We start from the raw sequence: 16,951 nt of genomic DNA, 5'->3' as shown, positions 1-16,951 counted from the left end.
CCTCCTTGAAAAATAATATAAATCGAAGATTACCTTCACTTAAACTATTCGGAGAAAAAAAGAAAAAGTGAGAAAATTTCTCACTTTAGTCAAGATAATGAATCAAATTCTTTTCTGTAAGGATATCTGAGTAAGTAAAGGATTCAACGTAAACATTAGCTTGTTTATCTCCTTCAACATTTCCAAATTCAACGATAAATAGGGATGGATAAACCTCAATTAGCTTACCCAATCTATTTTTTTGGCGCTTACGTCCATTTTCCAAAGTCATTTCAATTACATGACCCTCATGTGCCTTGATTTCTTCTTTGATTTTTTTCATCTTAGCTACATCTGTAAATGCATCTGTCATCTTATTTCCTCCCTTTTTGAAATACTTGAAAATTTATTGTATTCTTTTTGAAAAATTAATTCCACTGTTCCACGAGCTCCACTACGGTTTTTCTCAATAATAACTTCTACCTTATTATTTGGTATGCCTTCCTCTTCTTCACCACCACGCTCATAGTAGTCGTCGCGATAAAGAAAGGCTACGATATCAGCATCCTGCTCAATAGACCCAGATTCACGAATATCAGACAAGACCGGTCTCTTATCCTGACGTTGTTCTACACCACGAGACAACTGACTCAGAGCAATTACTGGAACCTTCAGTTCCTTGGCTAGGATTTTCAACTGACGTGAAATTTCTGAAACCTCTTGTTGACGATTTTCCCGACCAGTTCCCGTGATAAGCTGCAAATAGTCTATTAAAATCAAACCAAGATTTCCAGTTTCTTGAGCCAGTTTACGAGAACGAGAACGAATCTCTGTAATCCGAATCCCTGGCGTATCATCGATATAGATACTTGCATTAGCTAGATTCCCTTGAGCAATGGTATATTTTTGCCACTCCTCATCGGTCAATTGACCCGTACGGATAGAATGCGATTCCACCAAACCTTCTGCTGCCAACATACGATCCACTAGACTTTCCGCACCCATTTCAAGCGAAAAGATAGCAACCGTTTTGTCCAACTTAGTCCCAATGTTCTGAGCAATATTCAAGGCAAAGGCTGTCTTACCAACCGCCGGACGGGCTGCTAGGATAATCAACTCCTCCTCATGCAAACCAGTCGTCATATGATCCAGATCACGGTAGCCCGTCGCAATACCTGTAATATCGGTCGTTTGTTGCGAGCGAGCTTCCAGATTCCCAAAGTTGACATTCAACACATCTCGAATATTCTTAAATCCACTTCGATTTGCATTTTCACTGACATCAATCAAGCCTTTTTCTGCCTGAGCAATAATTTCATCAGCTGGTTGCGAAGCCTCGTAAGCTTGATTGACAGACTCTGTCAACTTAGCGATTAAACGACGTAGCATTGCTTTTTCTGCAACAATCTTAGCATAATACTCCGCATTAGCAGAAGTTGGCACAGAATTGACAATCTCAACCAAGTAAGACAGGCCACCAATATTCTGCAAATCACCTTGATTATCAAGAATAGTACGAACCGTTGTTGCATCTATGGCATCGCCACGATCGGATAAATCAACCATGGCTTGAAAAATCAAACGATGGGCATACTTAAAAAAGTCCCGAGACTCAATGTATTCTCGCACAAAAACAAGCTTACTCTCGTCAATAAAGATAGCCCCTAAAACGGATTGCTCAGCTAAGATATCTTGAGGTTGTACTCGTAACTCTTCTACTTCTGCCATCAGACTTCCCTTCCTTTTACAATCTTGTCAAGAAGGTGTAAACTTATCCTTCCTTCACACGAAGATTGATTACACTTGTAATATCTTGATAGATTTTCACTGGCACATCGATCAAACCAACTGCTCGAATCGGAGCTTGTACTTGGATATGACGTTTATCAATCTTAATTCCAAATTGCTTTTGCAATTCTTCTGCAATCTTCTTATTGGTAATTGAACCAAAAGTACGGCCATCTGGACCAACTTTTTCAACAAATTCTACAATAGTTTCTTCTGCTTCAAGTTGGGCTTTAATTGCTTTTGCTTCTGCAATCATCTCAGCGTGAGCTTTTTCTTCAGATTTTTGTTTACCACGAAGCTCACCTACCGCTTGAGCAGTCGCTTCTTTGGCTAGGTTCTTTTTGATAAGAAAGTTTTGTGCATACCCTGTTGGTACTTCCTTAATTTCGCCTTTTTTACCTTTTCCTTTGACATCTGCTAAAAAGATTACTTTCATTCTTCTTTCTCCTTTTCCTTTATTTCATTTAATACAATTTCTGTCAGTTTTTCACCTGCTTCTGACAAGGTTGAATCCTTAATTTGAGCTGCTGCCAAATTAAAGTGGCCTCCACCTCCCAGCTCTTCCATAATCCGTTGTACATTCAGCTTACTACGACTGCGAGCTGAGATAGAGATAAATCCTTGTGTATTCTTCGCAAGAACAAAACTCGCTTCAATACCTGACATAGCCAACATGGCATCTGCTGCCTTACTAATAACAACCGTATCATAGCATTTCGAGTCCGTAGCCTCTGCTATCAATACATCTGAACCTAATTTACGCCCCTGTAAAATCAGTTCATTGACCTCACGATATTCTTCAAAATCTGTTGCAGCGATTTCTTGGATAGCAATACTATCACTTCCTCTCGTTCTGAGATAGCTAGCAACATCAAATGTCCGACTAGTCACTCGTGAGGTGAAATTTTTAGTATCCAACATCATACCAGCCATCAAAACACTGGCCTGCATACGACTCAAACGATTTTTCTTAGAATTCTGGAACTGAATCAATTCCGTTACCAACTCACTGGCACTGCTTGCACCACTTTCGATATAAGTGATAACTGCATTGTCTGGGAAATCCTGATCCCGTCTGTGGTGATCGATGACGATGGTTTGGGTAAATAAATCATAAAAATCTTTTGATAAAGTTAAGGCTGTCTTTGAATGGTCTACAAGAATCAACAAAGAACGATTGGTCACCAAACCCATTGCCTCCTTAACAGACAACAACTTCGTAACTCCTTCTTTTTCTAAGAATGAAACAGCTCGTTCAATATCCGGCGACATTTGTTCTTCATCGTAAAGAGCATAGCTATTTTGAGTCACATTGCTGGCAAATAACTGCATACCTACAGCAGAACCCAAAGCATCCATATCCAGATTTTTGTGACCAACTACAAAAACCTGATCCACACTACGAATCTTATCTGAAATAGCCGTCATCATAGCACGAGTACGAGTCCGTGTACGTTTAATTGAGGCAGCAGACCCACCACCAAAATAAACTGGATTTTTAGTTTCGTCATTCTCCTTGACAACCACCTGGTCGCCACCACGCACTTCAGCCAAGTTCAAATTGAGCAAAGCAACTTTCCCTATCTCATCATGATTTCCATCACCATAAGAAAATCCCATACTTAAGGTCAAGGGCAACTGTCTCTGTTTCGACTCTTCTCTGAAAGCATCAATAACAGAAAATTTATCGTTCATCAATCCCTCAAGCACCGTGTAGTCCGTAAATAGATAAAAGCGATCCATACTCACTCGACGGGAGAACATGGTATGCTTCCCAGCAAATTCTGAAACAAAATTGGCTACAAAACTATTAATATGACTGATATCAGACTCCGATGTTTCATCTTCTAAGTCATCATAGTTGTCAACGGAAACGATCCCAATCACAGGTCGACTCGTTACTAACTCAACAGTCGCTTCGTATTCTCCAGACACATCAAAGAAGTAAAGAACTCCAGACACCTTGTCCATATGAACCGAATAGCGGGTCTCACCCAAGGTAGCATAAGAACCTGGATTTCCTACCGATGCCTTGATAATTGTTTGAATTAATGCCACATCAATCTCGCCCACTTCATTAGTCAAAATCAATTCAGCATAAGGATTAAACCATTCAACTTCACCTGACGACAAGTCTAATTTAATAACTCCGACAGGCATCTGTTCTAACAAGGTTGTCAAACTTTCTTCAGCTTGGTGGTTTACATACTGGATTTGTTCTACTTCACTCTTTGAGTAGTAGTCTCTCTGATGGATGAATAGTAAAATATATGAACCCAAAATAAGTATCAAAAGAAATAGCGTTACCAGTGTATTCGTTACAAAAACAAGTTGCACAGATAGCACTCCGAACGCCACTATTCCTAATATTAAGGGGAAAATAGGACTTACATAAAATTTTTTCATTCCAAACCTCTTGGCACCCATTATACCATAATAACCACCAAAAAGCGACTTTTTAAAAGTGTAATCAGTAATTCTATCAATTATAAGAAAAAGGAGGTTTACAATTCAGTAAACCTTCCTTTACACATATTGAAATTAAGATTCTTTAACTTCTAACAAACCAATTTCGCCATCCTCACGACGATAAATCACATTGGTTGTCTGATCTTCAACATCCACATAGATAAAGAAATCATGTCCCAACAAATCCATCTGTAGAATAGCTTCTTCCAAATCCATTGGTTTTAAATCAATTTGTTTTGAACGAACAACTCTAGACTGGACAACATTTGGATCTTCCACCAAGGCATCTGTAAATAATTGACTAGTTGCTACCTTATTTTTATTTTTACGCTCGATTTTTGTTTTATTTTTACGAATCTGACGTTCAATTTTATCGGTTACAAGGTCAATTGAACCATACATATCTTGAGACACATCTTCTGCACGAAGAGTAATAGAGCCAAGTGGAATCGTTACCTCCACTTTAGCAGTTTTTTCACGATACACCTTCAAGTTAACTCGAGCATCCAACTCTTGTTCAGCTTGAAAATACTTTTCGATCTTTTCGAGTTTAGAAACTACATAATCACGAATTGCTTCTGTTACTTCTAGGTTTTCACCACGGATACTATATTTAATCATATGAGTACCTTCTTTCTAAACATTTTTGTTTTTCTTATTTCATTATAACGCTTTCATTTTATTTTTGCAAATTTTTTCCTCATCTTACAAGGGAAAATGTTTTCACATCCTCAGCACCCGCTTCTTCCAGCAGTCTCTTCACACGATTTATAGTTGTTCCAGTAGTATAAATATCATCTATAAGTAGGATTTTTTTAGGAATAGTGACTCCACTTTTAATAAAGAAAGGAAATTCTGTCTCCAAACGCTCTGAGCGACTTTTAGAAGAACTAGCTCGCTCTTCTTTCTTTTCTAATAAATCCAGATACGCAAAGCCTGCTGCATCAACTAAACCTTCAACCTGATTAAATCCTCTATCAGCATATCTATCAGGACTTAGGGGAATTACAACAAATTGATACTCTTTGTACTTTTTTAACTCCTCACTTAAAAATGAAGCGAACACTTTTCTTAAAAGAAAGTCTCCATCAAACTTATACCGACTGAAAAAATCCTTCATAGCTTGATTGTAAGTAAAAATCGCTCTATGACTGACCTCAACTCCTTCTTTACACCAAAGTTGACAATCTTTACACTTGGTTGACAATCCTGTTTTCATACAGTTTGGACAGTTCTCTTCTCCAATCCTCTCAAAAGTAGAGTCACAGTCTGAACAAAGACAAGTGTCATCATTCTTCAGAAGTAAGAGACTACTAAAAGTTAAAACAGCCTTCATAGTCTGCCCACACAATAAGCACTTCATAGCCCCGCCTCCTTATTCATCTGCTGAATTTCCTTAATTGCCTTTTTGATTGAAGCATTTAACCCGTCATGGAAGAAAAGTAAATCTCCTGTCGGTCTATCCATGCTTCGTCCAACTCGTCCACCAATCTGAATCAAACTAGACTTGGTAAAAAGGCGATGATTGGCCTCTACTACGAAAACATCCACACAAGGGAAGGTAACTCCACGCTCCAATATTGTCGTACTGATAAGTATTGTCAGTTCTCCATCTCGAAAAGCTTGTACCTGCTCTAATCTATCTTCTGTTACAGAAGATACAAAGCCAATTTTCTCATTTGGAAATTCCTTCTGTAAGACTTCTTTTAATTGCTCCCCTTTCTTAATCTCTGAAGCAAAAATAAGTAACGGATAACCTGTCTTTCTCTGCTTCTCAATATAAAACTTTAGCTTTGGTGATAACCGACTTTTCTCTAAACAGTGATTAAAATCTGATAACCAGACAGGTTTAGGAATAATCAAAGGATTCCCATGGAATCGTCTAGGTAAGCTCAGTCGTTTTAGTTCTCCTATGCGAACCTTCCTATCTAACTCATCGGTCGAAGTCGCTGTTAAAAAGATTCTCAATCCATTCTCCTTTACACTATTCTTGACAGCATGGTAAAGCGTGGGATTGTCAATATAAGGAAAAGCATCTACTTCATCCACTATCAGCAAATCAAAAGCTTGATAAAACTTCAATAACTGATGGGTCGTCGCAACAACTAGTGGTGTTCGAAAATACGGCTCTGATTCTCCGTGTAGTAAAGATATCTCGCAAGCAAAATCATCTTGCAGGCGCTTATACAGCTCCAAACAAACATCTATGCGAGGACTGGCCAAACACACTGCACCACCCCTATTAATCACCTTAGCCACAACTTGATAAATCATTTCTGTCTTTCCAGCCCCTGTCACCGCATGTACCAAGGTTGGCTCTTGCTTGTCTGCTGCCTGAATCAATCCCTCTGACACCTTTTCTTGAAAAGGAGTTAATTGACCACGCCATTTAAGAACATCCTGTTTAGGAAAATCCTCCTGCGGAAAATAGTATAAAGCTTGATCACTCCTGACTCGCTTCATCAGCAAGCACTCTCGACAATAGTAAGCACCGATGGGCAAATACCATTCCTCTGGAATAATACTATTACAACGTTGACAGAAAAGTTTCCCCTTCTCCTTTCTCATTGCTGGAAATTTTTCCGCCAACTGACGTTCCTCTTCTGTTAATTCATTCTCAGTAAACAAACGACCGAGATAATTTGGATTTACTTTCATACTTCTTTATTCGTAAAAACCTAGCGCTTTAGATGATTTTTTAGTACAATTAAATCATGGAATTTAGAACAATTAAAGAGGACGGACAAGTCCAAGAAGAAATCAAAAAATCCCGCTTTATCTGTCACGCCAAGCGTGTTTATAGCGAAGAAGAGGCTCGTGACTTCATTACCACCATCAAAAAAGAACACTACAAAGCGACGCATAACTGCTCTGCATTTATTATTGGGGAACGTAGTGAAATTAAACGTACAAGTGATGATGGTGAGCCCAGTGGTACTGCTGGCGTTCCCATGCTAGGGGTACTAGAAAATCACAACCTCACCAATGTCTGTGTGGTAGTGACACGCTACTTTGGTGGCATTAAACTAGGCGCTGGAGGACTGATTCGTGCTTACGCTGGCAGTGTTGCCTTAGCTGTCAAAGAAATTGGCATCATTGAAATAAAGGAACAGGCTGGCATTGCTATTCAAATGTCTTACGCTCAGTATCAAGAGTACAGTAACTTCCTTAAGGAACATAATCTCATGGAACTGGATACAAACTTTACAGATCAAGTCGATACGATGATTTATGTTGATAAAGAAGAAAAAGAAACTATTAAAGCTGCACTTGTAGAGTTTTTTAATGGAAAAGTCACTTTAACTGACCAAGGTTTACGAGAAGTTGAAGTTCCTGTAAACCTAGTGTAAACAAAGGAGAGAAATATGCCATTTGGAAAGTTCATTCAAGGACTCGCTGGTAACTTTAGCGAGCAAAACAAAGAAACTCTTATCAAAGAATATGGACAATACCTACTAGAAAATGAAGAAATTCAAAGTGGATATAAACTGATTCGTGACTCAATTATATTTACAAATATCCGTATTATCTTTACAGATAAACAAGGCGCTACTGCTCGTAAGATGTCTATTAAATCAATCTTTTTGATGAACATTGTTAACGTTGAAATGGAAACTGCGGGAGCAGGTATAGATGATAGTGAAATTACTATTACTTATTTAGAAAATATCTTTCTAAAAGCACATAATGAACATTTTAGTGTTCACAAATTTGAATTCCCTAAGAAAACAGATATCGTTCCACTTTATACATATTTACTAGAATTAGCCTATCACAATCGCTTAAAAATTAATGGCTTAGACCTATGATATAAAAAAATCCTATCGCTTCGATAGGATTTCTATATTTTACAAATGGTATAGATAGCGTTATACTAGAGATATCTTATACAAAGAGGTATTCATATGTCTATTTATAACAACATTACTGAACTAATCGGTCAAACTCCGATTGTTAAACTCAACAACATCGTGCCAGAAGGTGCTGCAGATATCTATGTAAAACTTGAAGCATTTAACCCTGGTTCTTCTGTAAAAGACCGTATTGCTCTTAGCATGATTGAAAAAGCTGAACAAGACGGTATTCTGAAACCTGGTTCTACTATTGTTGAAGCAACAAGTGGAAACACTGGTATTGGACTTTCATGGGTAGGGGCTGCTAAAGGGTATAAAGTTGTTATCGTTATGCCTGAAACTATGAGTGTGGAACGACGTAAGATTATCCAAGCCTATGGTGCTGAACTCGTCCTTACTCCTGGTAGCGAAGGAATGAAAGGTGCTATTGCTAAGGCTCAAGAAATCGCTGCTGAACGTGATGGTTTCCTTCCTCTTCAATTTGACAACCCAGCAAATCCAGAAGTACACGAAAGAACAACAGGAGCTGAAATACTAGCTGCTTTCGGTAAAGATGGACTAGATGTCTTTGTTGCTGGAGTGGGTACCGGTGGAACGATTTCTGGTGTTTCTCATGCACTCAAAACAGCAAATTCAAACATTCAAGTTTATGCAGTGGAAGCTGATGAATCTGCTATTCTATCTGGTGAAAAACCTGGTCCTCACAAAATTCAAGGTATATCAGCTGGATTTATTCCTGATACACTGGATACAAAGGCTTATGATGGTATCGTTCGTGTAACGTCAGACGATGCTCTAGCACTAGGCCGTGAAGTTGGTGGAAAAGAAGGTTTCCTTGTAGGGATTTCTTCAGCTGCAGCTATCTACGGAGCCATCGAGATTGCCAAAAAATTAGGTACAGGTAAAAAAGTTCTTGCTCTAGCACCAGATAACGGTGAACGTTATCTCTCTACAGCACTCTATGAATTTGAAGTTTAGTCTCCTAAATACAATTGGCCCTTATTATAGGGCTTTTTATTTTTACCTTGAAAATAGGAAGCTCTCCCTATAGGGATCGACTGCATAGAAAAAAGGAAGCAAATTTACTTCCTTTCTATAATTAGTTATTCAAGGCTGCTGCCATTGTAGCTGCAACTTCAGCTTCAAAGTCGTTTGCAGCTTTTTCGATACCTTCACCAACTTCAAAGCGAGCGAACTCAACTACTGAAGCGTTAACTGATTCAAGGTATGCTTCAACTGTCTTGCTGTCATCCATGATGTATACTTGTGCAAGAAGTGTGTAAGCTTGGTCAACTTTAGTGTTGTCAAGCATGAAGCGATCCATTTTACCTGGGATGATTTTGTCCCAGATTTTTTCTGGTTTTCCTTCTGCAGCTAACTCAGCTTTGATATCAGCTTCAGCTTGAGCGATTACTTCATCAGTCAATTGTGATTTTGATCCATACTTCAAGTGTGGAAGAGCTGGTTTGTTAACCATTGCACGGCTTTCGTTGTCTTGGTCGATTACGTGGTTCAATTGAGCCAACTCATCTTTAACAAATTGCTCATCCAATTCTTTGTAAGAAAGAACTGTTGGTTTCATCGCAGCAATGTGCATTGAGATTTGTTTAGCAAGCGCTTCGTCTCCACCTTCAATAACAGAGATAACACCAATACGGCCACCATTGTGTTGGTATGCTCCAAAGTGTTGTGCATCTGTTTTTTCAAGCAAAGCAAAACGACGGAATGAGATTTTTTCACCGATAGTTGCTGTTGCAGATACATATGCAGCTTCAAGAGTTTCACCTGAAGGCATTGTCAAAGTAAGAGCTTCTTCATTATTAGCAGGTTTTCCTTCAGCAATAACTTTAGCTGTAGTATTTACCAATTCAACGAATTGAGCATTTTTCGCAACGAAGTCAGTTTCAGCGTTTACTTCAATAACTGCTGCAACATTACCGTTAACATAAACACCAGTCAATCCTTCTGCAGCAACACGGTCAGCCTTCTTAGCTGCCTTAGCCATACCTTTTTCACGAAGCAATTCAATCGCTTTTTCGATGTCACCGTCTGTTTCTACAAGCGCTTTTTTAGCGTCCATAACTCCGGCACCAGATTTTTCACGCAACTCTTTTACAAGTTTAGCTGTAATTTCTGCCATTTTGATTCTCCTATATTTTTTAAAAATAGGAGAGCCGGGCTAAGCCCCGCCCTCCTAGGTAATTACTATTTATATGAATTAAGCGTTGTCGCCTTCTACAACTTCAACGATTTCTTCGATTGAATCTGCTTGAGCTTCTGAAGCTGCAAATTCTGCTTCAACTGCTGCTGCATCTTCACCTTGACGTCCTTCGATGATAGCGTCAGCCAATTTAGCTGTGATCAATTTAACAGCGCGGATAGCATCATCGTTAGCTGGGATGATTACATCGATATCATCTGGATCAGTGTTTGTGTCAACCATCGCTACAACTGGGATTCCCAATTTCTTAGCTTCTTTAACAGCGATTTGCTCTTTATGTGGGTCAACTACATACATTACATCTGGGATACGAGGCATATCTTCGATACCACCCAAGAATTTTTCAAGACGTGCACGTTGTTTATTAAGAAGTGCAACTTCTTTCTTAGGAAGAACTTCGAAAGTTCCATCTTCTTCCATACGTTTGATTTCTTTCAAACGAGCGATACGTTTTTGGATTGTTCCCCAGTTTGTAAGAGTTCCACCCAACCAACGGTGGTTAATAAAGTATTGACCTGAACGTACTGCTTCTTCAGCAACTGCATCAGCTGCTTGTTTCTTAGTACCAACAAACAATACAACTGCATCGTTAGCTGCTGCATCGCGCATGAAGTCGTATGCTTGGTCAGCGTATTTTACTGTTTGTTGCAAGTCGATAACGTGGATTCCGTTACGCTCAGTAAAGATGTACTTAGCCATCTTAGGGTTCCAGCGACGAGTTTGGTGACCAAAGTGTACACCAGCCTCAAGAAGTTGTTTCATTGAAATTACTGCCATGAGTATTTCTCCTTTTTGTTTTTTTCCTCTTCTTGACTTCAACTTGCAAAACGACCCAAGGGCAACTGTCTCACAATTCATCAAGAATGAGTATTATCGTTCACACGACAATTTTCATTTTACCATACTTTTCCAATATTTTCAAGCTATTTTGATATAATTTTTAATAGGGATTGTCACGGTGAAACATGAAAAAGAGGGCTCTATTCGAGTCCCTCTGTAAATTAATCTGCATAAATATATGTTACAAAACCTGACGATGTAGTTGTCGGATTGAACCACCCACGATGATTTCCAAGCGTGCGATTACCAGCATAATTTGATTCTGACACTTGGATACGTGTTGTTGATTCTACAGCAGTGACTACCGCTACGTGTCCATAGCCACCATCATTCCAACATGCAATCGCACCAACTTGAGGTGTTGAACCTGTACGGAATCCTGCAGCAGCTGCACTTGTAGCCCACTGCGCTCCATTACCCCAATAGTCTCCAGCCCAAGGTGCTAATGTTTTAACTCCCCATGTACATTCTCCAATTGGATAGCTTGAAGCATTTGTACTGTATGTTGGGCGTTGTTTGACTGCCACAGGAGTATATGTTGCTGATTCCGAAGAAGCTACAGCTTGAACCTGTGCTGCAAAAGTCGTATTTCCAGAAGCAACAACTGTTTGTTGTTGACTTACTTGTTTTGCCTTGTAAGCTGCTTCTGCCTCTGCTGCTGCTTTTGCTGCCGCTTCTGCTTCTGCTTTTTTCTCTAGCAAACTTGCTTTTTCATCTTCTGCTGTCGCTTTTTCAGCAGCAAGATTTAATTCTGCAGCCTTCAACTCAGCTTGTTTCGTTGTTAAAGCTTGCGCATCATCAGACAATTTCTGTTGATTTGCAATTACTGTATTAATTGCGTCATTGTTTGCCACTTGCTTCTCAGAAATTGCTTTTTTATCTGCTTTTTGTTGTTCCAACATTTTGTTGTTAGCAGATACGATTTCATTCATTGCTGCTACACGTGAAATAGCTTCTGTAATTGATTTTGAGTTTACAATCGTATTGATGTAGCTAGTTGCAGCTCCATTTGTTTGAGCACTACGAGCTTGTTTTTCCAAAGAATCATTGCGAGATACAATGTTTTTAGAAAGTTCTGTAATCTCACTCTCAAGTTTTTTGGATTCTGCTTGTAATCTATCATTTTCAGCTTGCAAGTTAGATTGCTCAGCTTGAATAGCTGATACTTGCTCCTGAATTTGGTCAACTTGTTTTTGGGCTTCTTGTTGTTGTGCTGTTAAATTACTAATTTTATTATCTTGAGCAGCAATTTTGTCATCAGTCGTTTCTGCATGCGCAGTTGTTAAAACAGCTACTTGAGAAACCATTACTGTACTTAATAAAAGTGACGCTAAGATTTTTTTCTTCATATTACGTAGATACTCCTTCTTTTAAAGACAATACTAGTATACCAAAAAAAGGCCTAATGAATATTACGCCTTTGTTACATTTTTGTTTCTTTCTTATAGATAATATCTTTCAAAAATAAACTGAAAAATAAACATCCACACAAGATTTAAAATCATGGATGGTACTAGGCTATAAACGATAAAAATCGGCAGACTATCTACAGTTAAACCTACCGCTAATGCAAAGAGATAAGCTCCCATATCAAATAGAAAAGTCATGACAATAATTGCCAACATTCTCGTCCAACGATTCAATAAAATAACACTATTCAATTTATGAAGAAAGGCTCCCAGTAAGATAAATAAGAGAGTTGCAATCCCTATTAGATGGAAAAAGTAAACATCGTAAACCAAGCCAATTACAAAACAATAGACTAGGTAGAGGTACTCTGATACTTCTATCGTCTCAAATAATAGAAATAGAAAAAGAAAATGACTAGCCAAATGTACATGGGGGAACAATGAGCCCAGAAGCTGGCTAATATGGGCGTCAATTAGAACAAAGAAAGGAAGTAATAAAAACACTCCAACCCGCTTCAACTGTCTCATCATGAATTCCCCACTAATTCTATCACATCCACATTATGAGTATCTGCACTCAATTTAACAGTTACTTCTCGTGTCAAATAGTCTGTACTATGCGTTGTGGCAACCACTTCACCAACAGGAATATCCGCAACGTTAAAGTTTCCTAATCCACCAGTGGTCACCTTATCTCCTGCACTAATATCGCTATTGCTATTTAATTGGCTAATTTTAAGAACTTCATTTTCCTTGTCATAGCCAACAATAATTCCATAAATTGTGGTAGTGCCGTGTTGAATTTTAACAGAAATCTTATCAGCATTTTCCGTATTTGTCAGAAGGTTGACCATAGTAGAGTTCTCCTCCACTTTTGAAACACTCCCAATCAAACCACCATTTGCAATGGCTAACATGTTCTCAGAAGCCCCTTTTGATTTACCTACATCTAAGGTCAATTCCTGCTTCCAAGATACTGGAGAACGCATAATAACATCTGCTGCTAAAGTCTTTGTGGCTTGCAATTTAGACTTCATATCAAGCAATTGGCGCAGTTGTTCATTTTCTGTCTTTAAACTTTCCGCCTCATTTGATTTAACTTCTAACTGGTAAATCTGTTTCTTCAAACTTTCATTTTCATTATATGTTCGTGTCAAATGAGCCAAATCTGATTTGACAGAATCAAACCACTGAAAAGGTTTTTGCACAACCCTATCAACCAATGAGATTCCATCTCCTAATTTTGTCACAATTGTACTTGAATAAGTCGTCGCTAAGAGAGCTGACACAAGTAGAACAGCGACAAAAACAATAATGACATATTTTGATTTTTTAAAACGGTTCATATCCCTACCTTTATATCAAAAACTGTTACAGTAACTTTTTATCAATTCCTGAAAGCTACTAAGATTTTAAGAAAAATAAGCAACAACCAAGTACGAGAATAACAAGAATGGTCAGCGTATCCTTTCGCGTCCATTTCAATTGTCGGTATTGACTTCTACCTTTTCCACCCTGATAACCACGCGCTTCCATGGCGATAGCCAAGGAATCTGCACGTTTTAAACTTGTCGCAAAAAGAGGAATCAAAATGGGAATCATAGCCTTCACCTTTTGAACAATGCTTTCTTCACCAAAATCCACTCCACGCGCTTTCTGTGCATTCATAATCCGCGTCGTATCATCCATTAAGGTCGGAACAAAACGCAAACTCATAGATAGCATTAAGCCAATTTCATGAACTGGAACTTTCACACGCTTTAAAGGCGCTAACAAAGCTTCGACAGCTGATGCCAAACTTAAAGGCATGGTCGTTAAGGTTAACAAAGTTGAAAAGAAAATAATCAATACGAAGCGACAAAAAATAATCCCAGCTTGTTGCAAAGCATAATCTGTGATTCTCACAAACGAAAACTCAAATAAAACATTCCCATTAGAAATGAAAAACAGTTGAAAAATAGTTGTGAAGGCAATCAAGAAAAACATAGACTTCAAGCCCTGAATAAAAAATGAAAGAGATACTCCTGACAAGGCAATAAATATCCCTGTCGCTATAAAAAGAATTAGATTCGTCAAGGGATTATTAGCCCAAAAAACGATCAAAATCAGTAGCATCATAGCCAGTAATTTGCTGCGTGGATCCAACCGGTGAACAATCGAATCCCCTGGGATATAACGCCCCAAAATCATACTATCCATTTAGCGACTCCTTGAACTCCTCTATCTTAATCGGTAATCGTTTAAATGACACGCCTCTATCAGCCAATCGTTTACAAAAGGCCGTAATTTTAGGTACTCCCAACTGCACTTCTTCCATAAAGACAACATCTTGAAAGACATCACTTGGTTTCCCACCTTTAACTAAACGTCCCTTTTCCATCACATAGACTTGATTTGCATATTCAGCAACATCATCCATCAAATGCGTTACCAAGACAATGGTCATCCCTGACTGGTGGAGTTTTTTGAACAAATTCATCAGCTCTTTTCTTCCCAGGGGATCTAGGCCTGCTGTGGGCTCATCTAAGACTAATATGGCTGGTTTCATTGCAAGTATACCTGCAATGGCGACACGTCTCATTTGTCCACCTGATAGCTCAAACGGACTGCGATCAAAAAGTGATTCATCAATTCCAACCAGAGCCAGTTTTTCACGCGCAATCTTCACAGCATCTTCTTCAGAAACTCCAAAATTTTGCGGTCCAAAAGCAACGTCTTTCAAAACCGTTTCTTCAAAAATCTGATTTTCAGCAAACTGAAATACCAAACCAACCTGTTTTCTAATTTGACGAATGTCTTTATTTTTAGAAGTCGAGGTGATTAAGGTATCAAAGACTCGCACACTCCCTTGACTTGGCACCAATAAACCATTTAAGAGTTGTAAAATAGTTGATTTACCACTACCTGTGTGTCCAATTAAAGCCGTATAAGAACCATCTTCAATCGTCAAAGAAACATCTGACAAAGCTGTTGAAGCTAAGGGAGTCCCTTCTTGATACGTAAAACTCACATTTTCTAGAGCAATTCCCATAGCTTATCCTCTAGCTCACTTTCTGTCAAATAATTTTCAGGCAAATCATAGCCATTCTGGCTTAAAGAATTTTTTAATTGATTAGCAAAAGGATCGTCTAATCCAATTTGATCTAAATCATTTCGAGAGAAAAGATCTCTTGGACTACTAGTTGATTCAATTTCCCCTTTTTTCATGACCAACACACGATCACTCATGGCAACTTCTTCCAAATCATGTGTAATGGAAATGACCGTCATATCATAGTCTTTCCGAATTCCTTTTACTGTCTCAATCAGTTCTCTACGACCCTCAGGATCCAACATACTTGTCGCTTCATCTAGAATTAAAATAGATGGTCTTAGGGCTACAACACCTGCAATGGCCACACGTTGCTTTTGGCCACCTGATAGACGCGCTGGCTCTCTCTTTTTAAAGTCCAACATGCCAACCAAATCCAGAGCTTCTTCCACTCTCTTTTGCATTTCTTGACGAGAAAGTCCCTGATTTTCCAAACCAAAAGCAACATCATCTTCAACAGTCGCTCCAACAAATTGATTGTCTGGATTTTGAAAAACCATACCGATTTGACGACGTATATTCCAAACATTTTCCTCAGTCAGCCGTTGGCCATCAATTACAATCTCTCCGGATTCTGCTTCCAGTAAGCCATCAATTAAGCGAACCGTCGTTGATTTACCACTACCATTATGCCCTACAATCGAAAGCCATTCTCCACGTTTCACGTGAAACGTAATATCCTTCACATCGTAATATTCCTGACTTTCCTTATAGCGAAAAGAAAGATTTTTTACATCAATTATTGATTTCATTTCGAACCAAATGTCCCTTTAAATACATAGGCACTACCCTTGAAATAATCATAGCCAGAGTAGATAGTGAAAAATAAGGCTACATAAAGTAGAACTTGACCAAGCAAAGTCCAATGTAATAGCAAGAAAATAATCGCAAACATCTGACTAAAAGTTTTAATTTTTCCAGGCATTGCCGCTGCTAAAACCGTTCCACCAGTTTCAACCAATAAAAGCCTTAAACCTGTCACAGCTAACTCACGACAGATAATTACTGCAACAATCCAAGCCGGAGCCATACCTAACTCAATCAACATAATAAAAGCCGACATAACTAGTAACTTATCCGCCATAGGATCTGCAAATTTACCAAAATTACTGACCACATTCCATTTACGAGCTAAATATCCATCTAAATAGTCGGTAATACTGGCAATAGCAAAGATAATAGCTGCCACTATATGACTCTCTATCGAATTTCCTATCGTTAAAATAAAGATAAAAATAGGTATAAAGAGAATTCGACCTATTGTTAAGAGATTGGGAATTTGTTCTTTTTTCATTCGTTT

General features: G+C 38.5%; 19 protein-coding genes. 3 read left to right on the top strand and 16 right to left on the bottom strand.

What is annotated here, in order from left to right; all coding sequences use genetic code 11:
• Nucleotides 1–85: 85 nt before the first annotated feature.
• The 7 genes from O3650_RS04370 to O3650_RS04340 form a co-directional block, all read right to left on the bottom strand.
• The gene (locus O3650_RS04370; protein ID WP_000128619.1) at nucleotides 86–352 is read right to left on the bottom strand and encodes a Veg family protein; all 267 of its coding nucleotides are present in this window, start codon (nucleotides 350–352) and stop codon (nucleotides 86–88) included.
• Nucleotides 349–1,707 (bottom strand): replicative DNA helicase, encoded by a 1,359-nt coding sequence (gene dnaB / locus O3650_RS04365; RefSeq protein WP_000852491.1) that lies wholly within the window; start codon nucleotides 1,705–1,707, stop codon nucleotides 349–351. The genes O3650_RS04370 and dnaB overlap by 4 nt, the downstream gene beginning before the upstream one ends.
• Nucleotides 1,708–1,750: 43 nt before the next feature.
• Nucleotides 1,751–2,203 carry a 50S ribosomal protein L9 gene (gene rplI / locus O3650_RS04360; protein WP_000864213.1) on the bottom strand — a complete coding sequence of 151 codons (453 nt, stop codon included), beginning with the start codon at nucleotides 2,201–2,203 and terminating at the stop codon, nucleotides 1,751–1,753.
• Nucleotides 2,200–4,173 (bottom strand): DHH family phosphoesterase, encoded by a 1,974-nt coding sequence (locus O3650_RS04355; RefSeq protein WP_153193806.1) that lies wholly within the window; start codon nucleotides 4,171–4,173, stop codon nucleotides 2,200–2,202. Before O3650_RS04355 ends, rplI begins: the two co-directional genes overlap by 4 nt.
• Nucleotides 4,174–4,308: 135 nt before the next feature.
• On the bottom strand, nucleotides 4,309–4,857 hold the full coding sequence (hpf, locus tag O3650_RS04350) for a ribosome hibernation-promoting factor, HPF/YfiA family (protein ID WP_000599100.1): 549 nt from the start codon (nucleotides 4,855–4,857) through the stop codon (nucleotides 4,309–4,311).
• A 79-nt stretch (nucleotides 4,858–4,936) separates the two neighbouring features.
• Nucleotides 4,937–5,599, bottom strand: coding sequence for a ComF family protein (locus tag O3650_RS04345; protein ID WP_153193805.1), 663 nt, complete (start codon nucleotides 5,597–5,599; stop codon nucleotides 4,937–4,939).
• On the bottom strand, nucleotides 5,596–6,894 hold the full coding sequence (locus tag O3650_RS04340; protein ID WP_153193804.1) for a DEAD/DEAH box helicase: 1,299 nt from the start codon (nucleotides 6,892–6,894) through the stop codon (nucleotides 5,596–5,598). The genes O3650_RS04345 and O3650_RS04340 overlap by 4 nt, the downstream gene beginning before the upstream one ends.
• Before the next feature lie 56 nt (nucleotides 6,895–6,950).
• On the opposite strand from O3650_RS04340, the gene O3650_RS04335 reads away from it, so the two are divergent.
• The 3 genes from O3650_RS04335 (at nucleotide 6,951) to cysK (ending at nucleotide 9,068) form a co-directional block, all read left to right on the top strand.
• Nucleotides 6,951–7,586 carry a YigZ family protein gene (locus O3650_RS04335; protein WP_153193803.1) on the top strand — a complete coding sequence of 212 codons (636 nt, stop codon included), beginning with the start codon at nucleotides 6,951–6,953 and terminating at the stop codon, nucleotides 7,584–7,586.
• A 15-nt stretch (nucleotides 7,587–7,601) separates the two neighbouring features.
• On the top strand, nucleotides 7,602–8,045 hold the full coding sequence (locus O3650_RS04330) for a PH domain-containing protein (protein ID WP_261074648.1): 444 nt from the start codon (nucleotides 7,602–7,604) through the stop codon (nucleotides 8,043–8,045).
• A 96-nt stretch (nucleotides 8,046–8,141) separates the two neighbouring features.
• A complete protein-coding gene (cysK, locus tag O3650_RS04325; protein ID WP_261083300.1) occupies nucleotides 8,142–9,068 on the top strand; it encodes a cysteine synthase A in 927 nt (308 codons plus the stop codon).
• 121 nt (nucleotides 9,069–9,189) lie between these two features.
• Here cysK and tsf read toward each other — a convergent pair whose 3' ends face one another.
• The 9 genes from tsf to pgsA all read right to left on the bottom strand — a co-directional run bounded on the left by tsf (nucleotide 9,190) and on the right by pgsA (nucleotide 16,945).
• Nucleotides 9,190–10,230, bottom strand: a complete 1,041-nt coding sequence (gene tsf / locus O3650_RS04320) for a translation elongation factor Ts (RefSeq protein ID WP_261070733.1) — start codon at nucleotides 10,228–10,230, stop codon at nucleotides 9,190–9,192.
• 78 nt (nucleotides 10,231–10,308) lie between these two features.
• Nucleotides 10,309–11,088: a 30S ribosomal protein S2 gene (gene rpsB / locus O3650_RS04315; protein ID WP_000268459.1), complete on the bottom strand. Its 780-nt coding sequence runs from the start codon at nucleotides 11,086–11,088 to the stop codon at nucleotides 10,309–10,311.
• Between the two features lie 224 nt (nucleotides 11,089–11,312).
• Nucleotides 11,313–12,500: a peptidoglycan hydrolase PcsB gene (pcsB, locus tag O3650_RS04310; RefSeq protein WP_101782425.1), complete on the bottom strand. Its 1,188-nt coding sequence runs from the start codon at nucleotides 12,498–12,500 to the stop codon at nucleotides 11,313–11,315.
• Between the two features lie 93 nt (nucleotides 12,501–12,593).
• Nucleotides 12,594–13,088, bottom strand: a complete 495-nt coding sequence (gene mreD / locus O3650_RS04305) for a rod shape-determining protein MreD (RefSeq protein WP_261070732.1) — start codon at nucleotides 13,086–13,088, stop codon at nucleotides 12,594–12,596.
• Complete coding sequence (gene mreC, locus O3650_RS04300) at nucleotides 13,088–13,906, bottom strand: rod shape-determining protein MreC (protein ID WP_153193800.1); 819 nt, start codon at nucleotides 13,904–13,906, stop codon at nucleotides 13,088–13,090. Before mreC ends, mreD begins: the two co-directional genes overlap by 1 nt.
• Nucleotides 13,907–13,964: 58 nt before the next feature.
• Nucleotides 13,965–14,759 (bottom strand): energy-coupling factor transporter transmembrane protein EcfT, encoded by a 795-nt coding sequence (locus O3650_RS04295; RefSeq protein ID WP_153193799.1) that lies wholly within the window; start codon nucleotides 14,757–14,759, stop codon nucleotides 13,965–13,967.
• Nucleotides 14,752–15,591 (bottom strand): energy-coupling factor transporter ATPase, encoded by an 840-nt coding sequence (locus tag O3650_RS04290; RefSeq protein ID WP_153193798.1) that lies wholly within the window; start codon nucleotides 15,589–15,591, stop codon nucleotides 14,752–14,754. The genes O3650_RS04295 and O3650_RS04290 overlap by 8 nt, the downstream gene beginning before the upstream one ends.
• On the bottom strand, nucleotides 15,576–16,403 hold the full coding sequence (locus O3650_RS04285) for an energy-coupling factor ABC transporter ATP-binding protein (protein WP_023944988.1): 828 nt from the start codon (nucleotides 16,401–16,403) through the stop codon (nucleotides 15,576–15,578). The genes O3650_RS04290 and O3650_RS04285 overlap by 16 nt, the downstream gene beginning before the upstream one ends.
• The gene (gene pgsA, locus O3650_RS04280; RefSeq protein WP_000712127.1) at nucleotides 16,400–16,945 is read right to left on the bottom strand and encodes a CDP-diacylglycerol--glycerol-3-phosphate 3-phosphatidyltransferase; all 546 of its coding nucleotides are present in this window, start codon (nucleotides 16,943–16,945) and stop codon (nucleotides 16,400–16,402) included. The genes O3650_RS04285 and pgsA overlap by 4 nt, the downstream gene beginning before the upstream one ends.
• Nucleotides 16,946–16,951 lie beyond the last annotated feature (6 nt).

Source organism: Streptococcus sp. 20925_1_24, assembly GCF_041432335.1.
Taxonomy (GTDB): domain Bacteria; phylum Bacillota; class Bacilli; order Lactobacillales; family Streptococcaceae; genus Streptococcus; species Streptococcus mitis_BM.
This window is presented reverse-complemented; position numbering and strand designations above follow the sequence as displayed.

Bases quoted from the DNA above. Each gene is read 5' to 3' on its own strand.
- O3650_RS04335 (WP_153193803.1), top strand. From the start codon at position 6,951: ATGGAATTTAGAACAATTAAAGAGGACGGACAAGTCCAAGAAGAAATC.
- rplI (WP_000864213.1), bottom strand. From the start codon at position 2,203: ATGAAAGTAATCTTTTTAGCAGATGTCAAAGGAAAAGGTAAAAAAGGC.
- O3650_RS04355 (WP_153193806.1), bottom strand. From the start codon at position 4,173: ATGAAAAAATTTTATGTAAGTCCTATTTTCCCCTTAATATTAGGAATA.
- rpsB (WP_000268459.1), bottom strand. From the start codon at position 11,088: ATGGCAGTAATTTCAATGAAACAACTTCTTGAGGCTGGTGTACACTTT.
- cysK (WP_261083300.1), top strand. From the start codon at position 8,142: ATGTCTATTTATAACAACATTACTGAACTAATCGGTCAAACTCCGATT.
- mreD (WP_261070732.1), bottom strand. From the start codon at position 13,088: ATGAGACAGTTGAAGCGGGTTGGAGTGTTTTTATTACTTCCTTTCTTT.
- O3650_RS04370 (WP_000128619.1), bottom strand. From the start codon at position 352: ATGACAGATGCATTTACAGATGTAGCTAAGATGAAAAAAATCAAAGAA.
- O3650_RS04295 (WP_153193799.1), bottom strand. From the start codon at position 14,759: ATGGATAGTATGATTTTGGGGCGTTATATCCCAGGGGATTCGATTGTT.
- pgsA (WP_000712127.1), bottom strand. From the start codon at position 16,945: ATGAAAAAAGAACAAATTCCCAATCTCTTAACAATAGGTCGAATTCTC.
- O3650_RS04285 (WP_023944988.1), bottom strand. From the start codon at position 16,403: ATGAAATCAATAATTGATGTAAAAAATCTTTCTTTTCGCTATAAGGAA.
- O3650_RS04345 (WP_153193805.1), bottom strand. From the start codon at position 5,599: ATGAAGTGCTTATTGTGTGGGCAGACTATGAAGGCTGTTTTAACTTTT.
- pcsB (WP_101782425.1), bottom strand. From the start codon at position 12,500: ATGAAGAAAAAAATCTTAGCGTCACTTTTATTAAGTACAGTAATGGTT.
- dnaB (WP_000852491.1), bottom strand. From the start codon at position 1,707: ATGGCAGAAGTAGAAGAGTTACGAGTACAACCTCAAGATATCTTAGCT.
- hpf (WP_000599100.1), bottom strand. From the start codon at position 4,857: ATGATTAAATATAGTATCCGTGGTGAAAACCTAGAAGTAACAGAAGCA.
- O3650_RS04290 (WP_153193798.1), bottom strand. From the start codon at position 15,591: ATGGGAATTGCTCTAGAAAATGTGAGTTTTACGTATCAAGAAGGGACT.
- O3650_RS04340 (WP_153193804.1), bottom strand. From the start codon at position 6,894: ATGAAAGTAAATCCAAATTATCTCGGTCGTTTGTTTACTGAGAATGAA.
- tsf (WP_261070733.1), bottom strand. From the start codon at position 10,230: ATGGCAGAAATTACAGCTAAACTTGTAAAAGAGTTGCGTGAAAAATCT.
- O3650_RS04330 (WP_261074648.1), top strand. From the start codon at position 7,602: ATGCCATTTGGAAAGTTCATTCAAGGACTCGCTGGTAACTTTAGCGAG.
- mreC (WP_153193800.1), bottom strand. From the start codon at position 13,906: ATGAACCGTTTTAAAAAATCAAAATATGTCATTATTGTTTTTGTCGCT.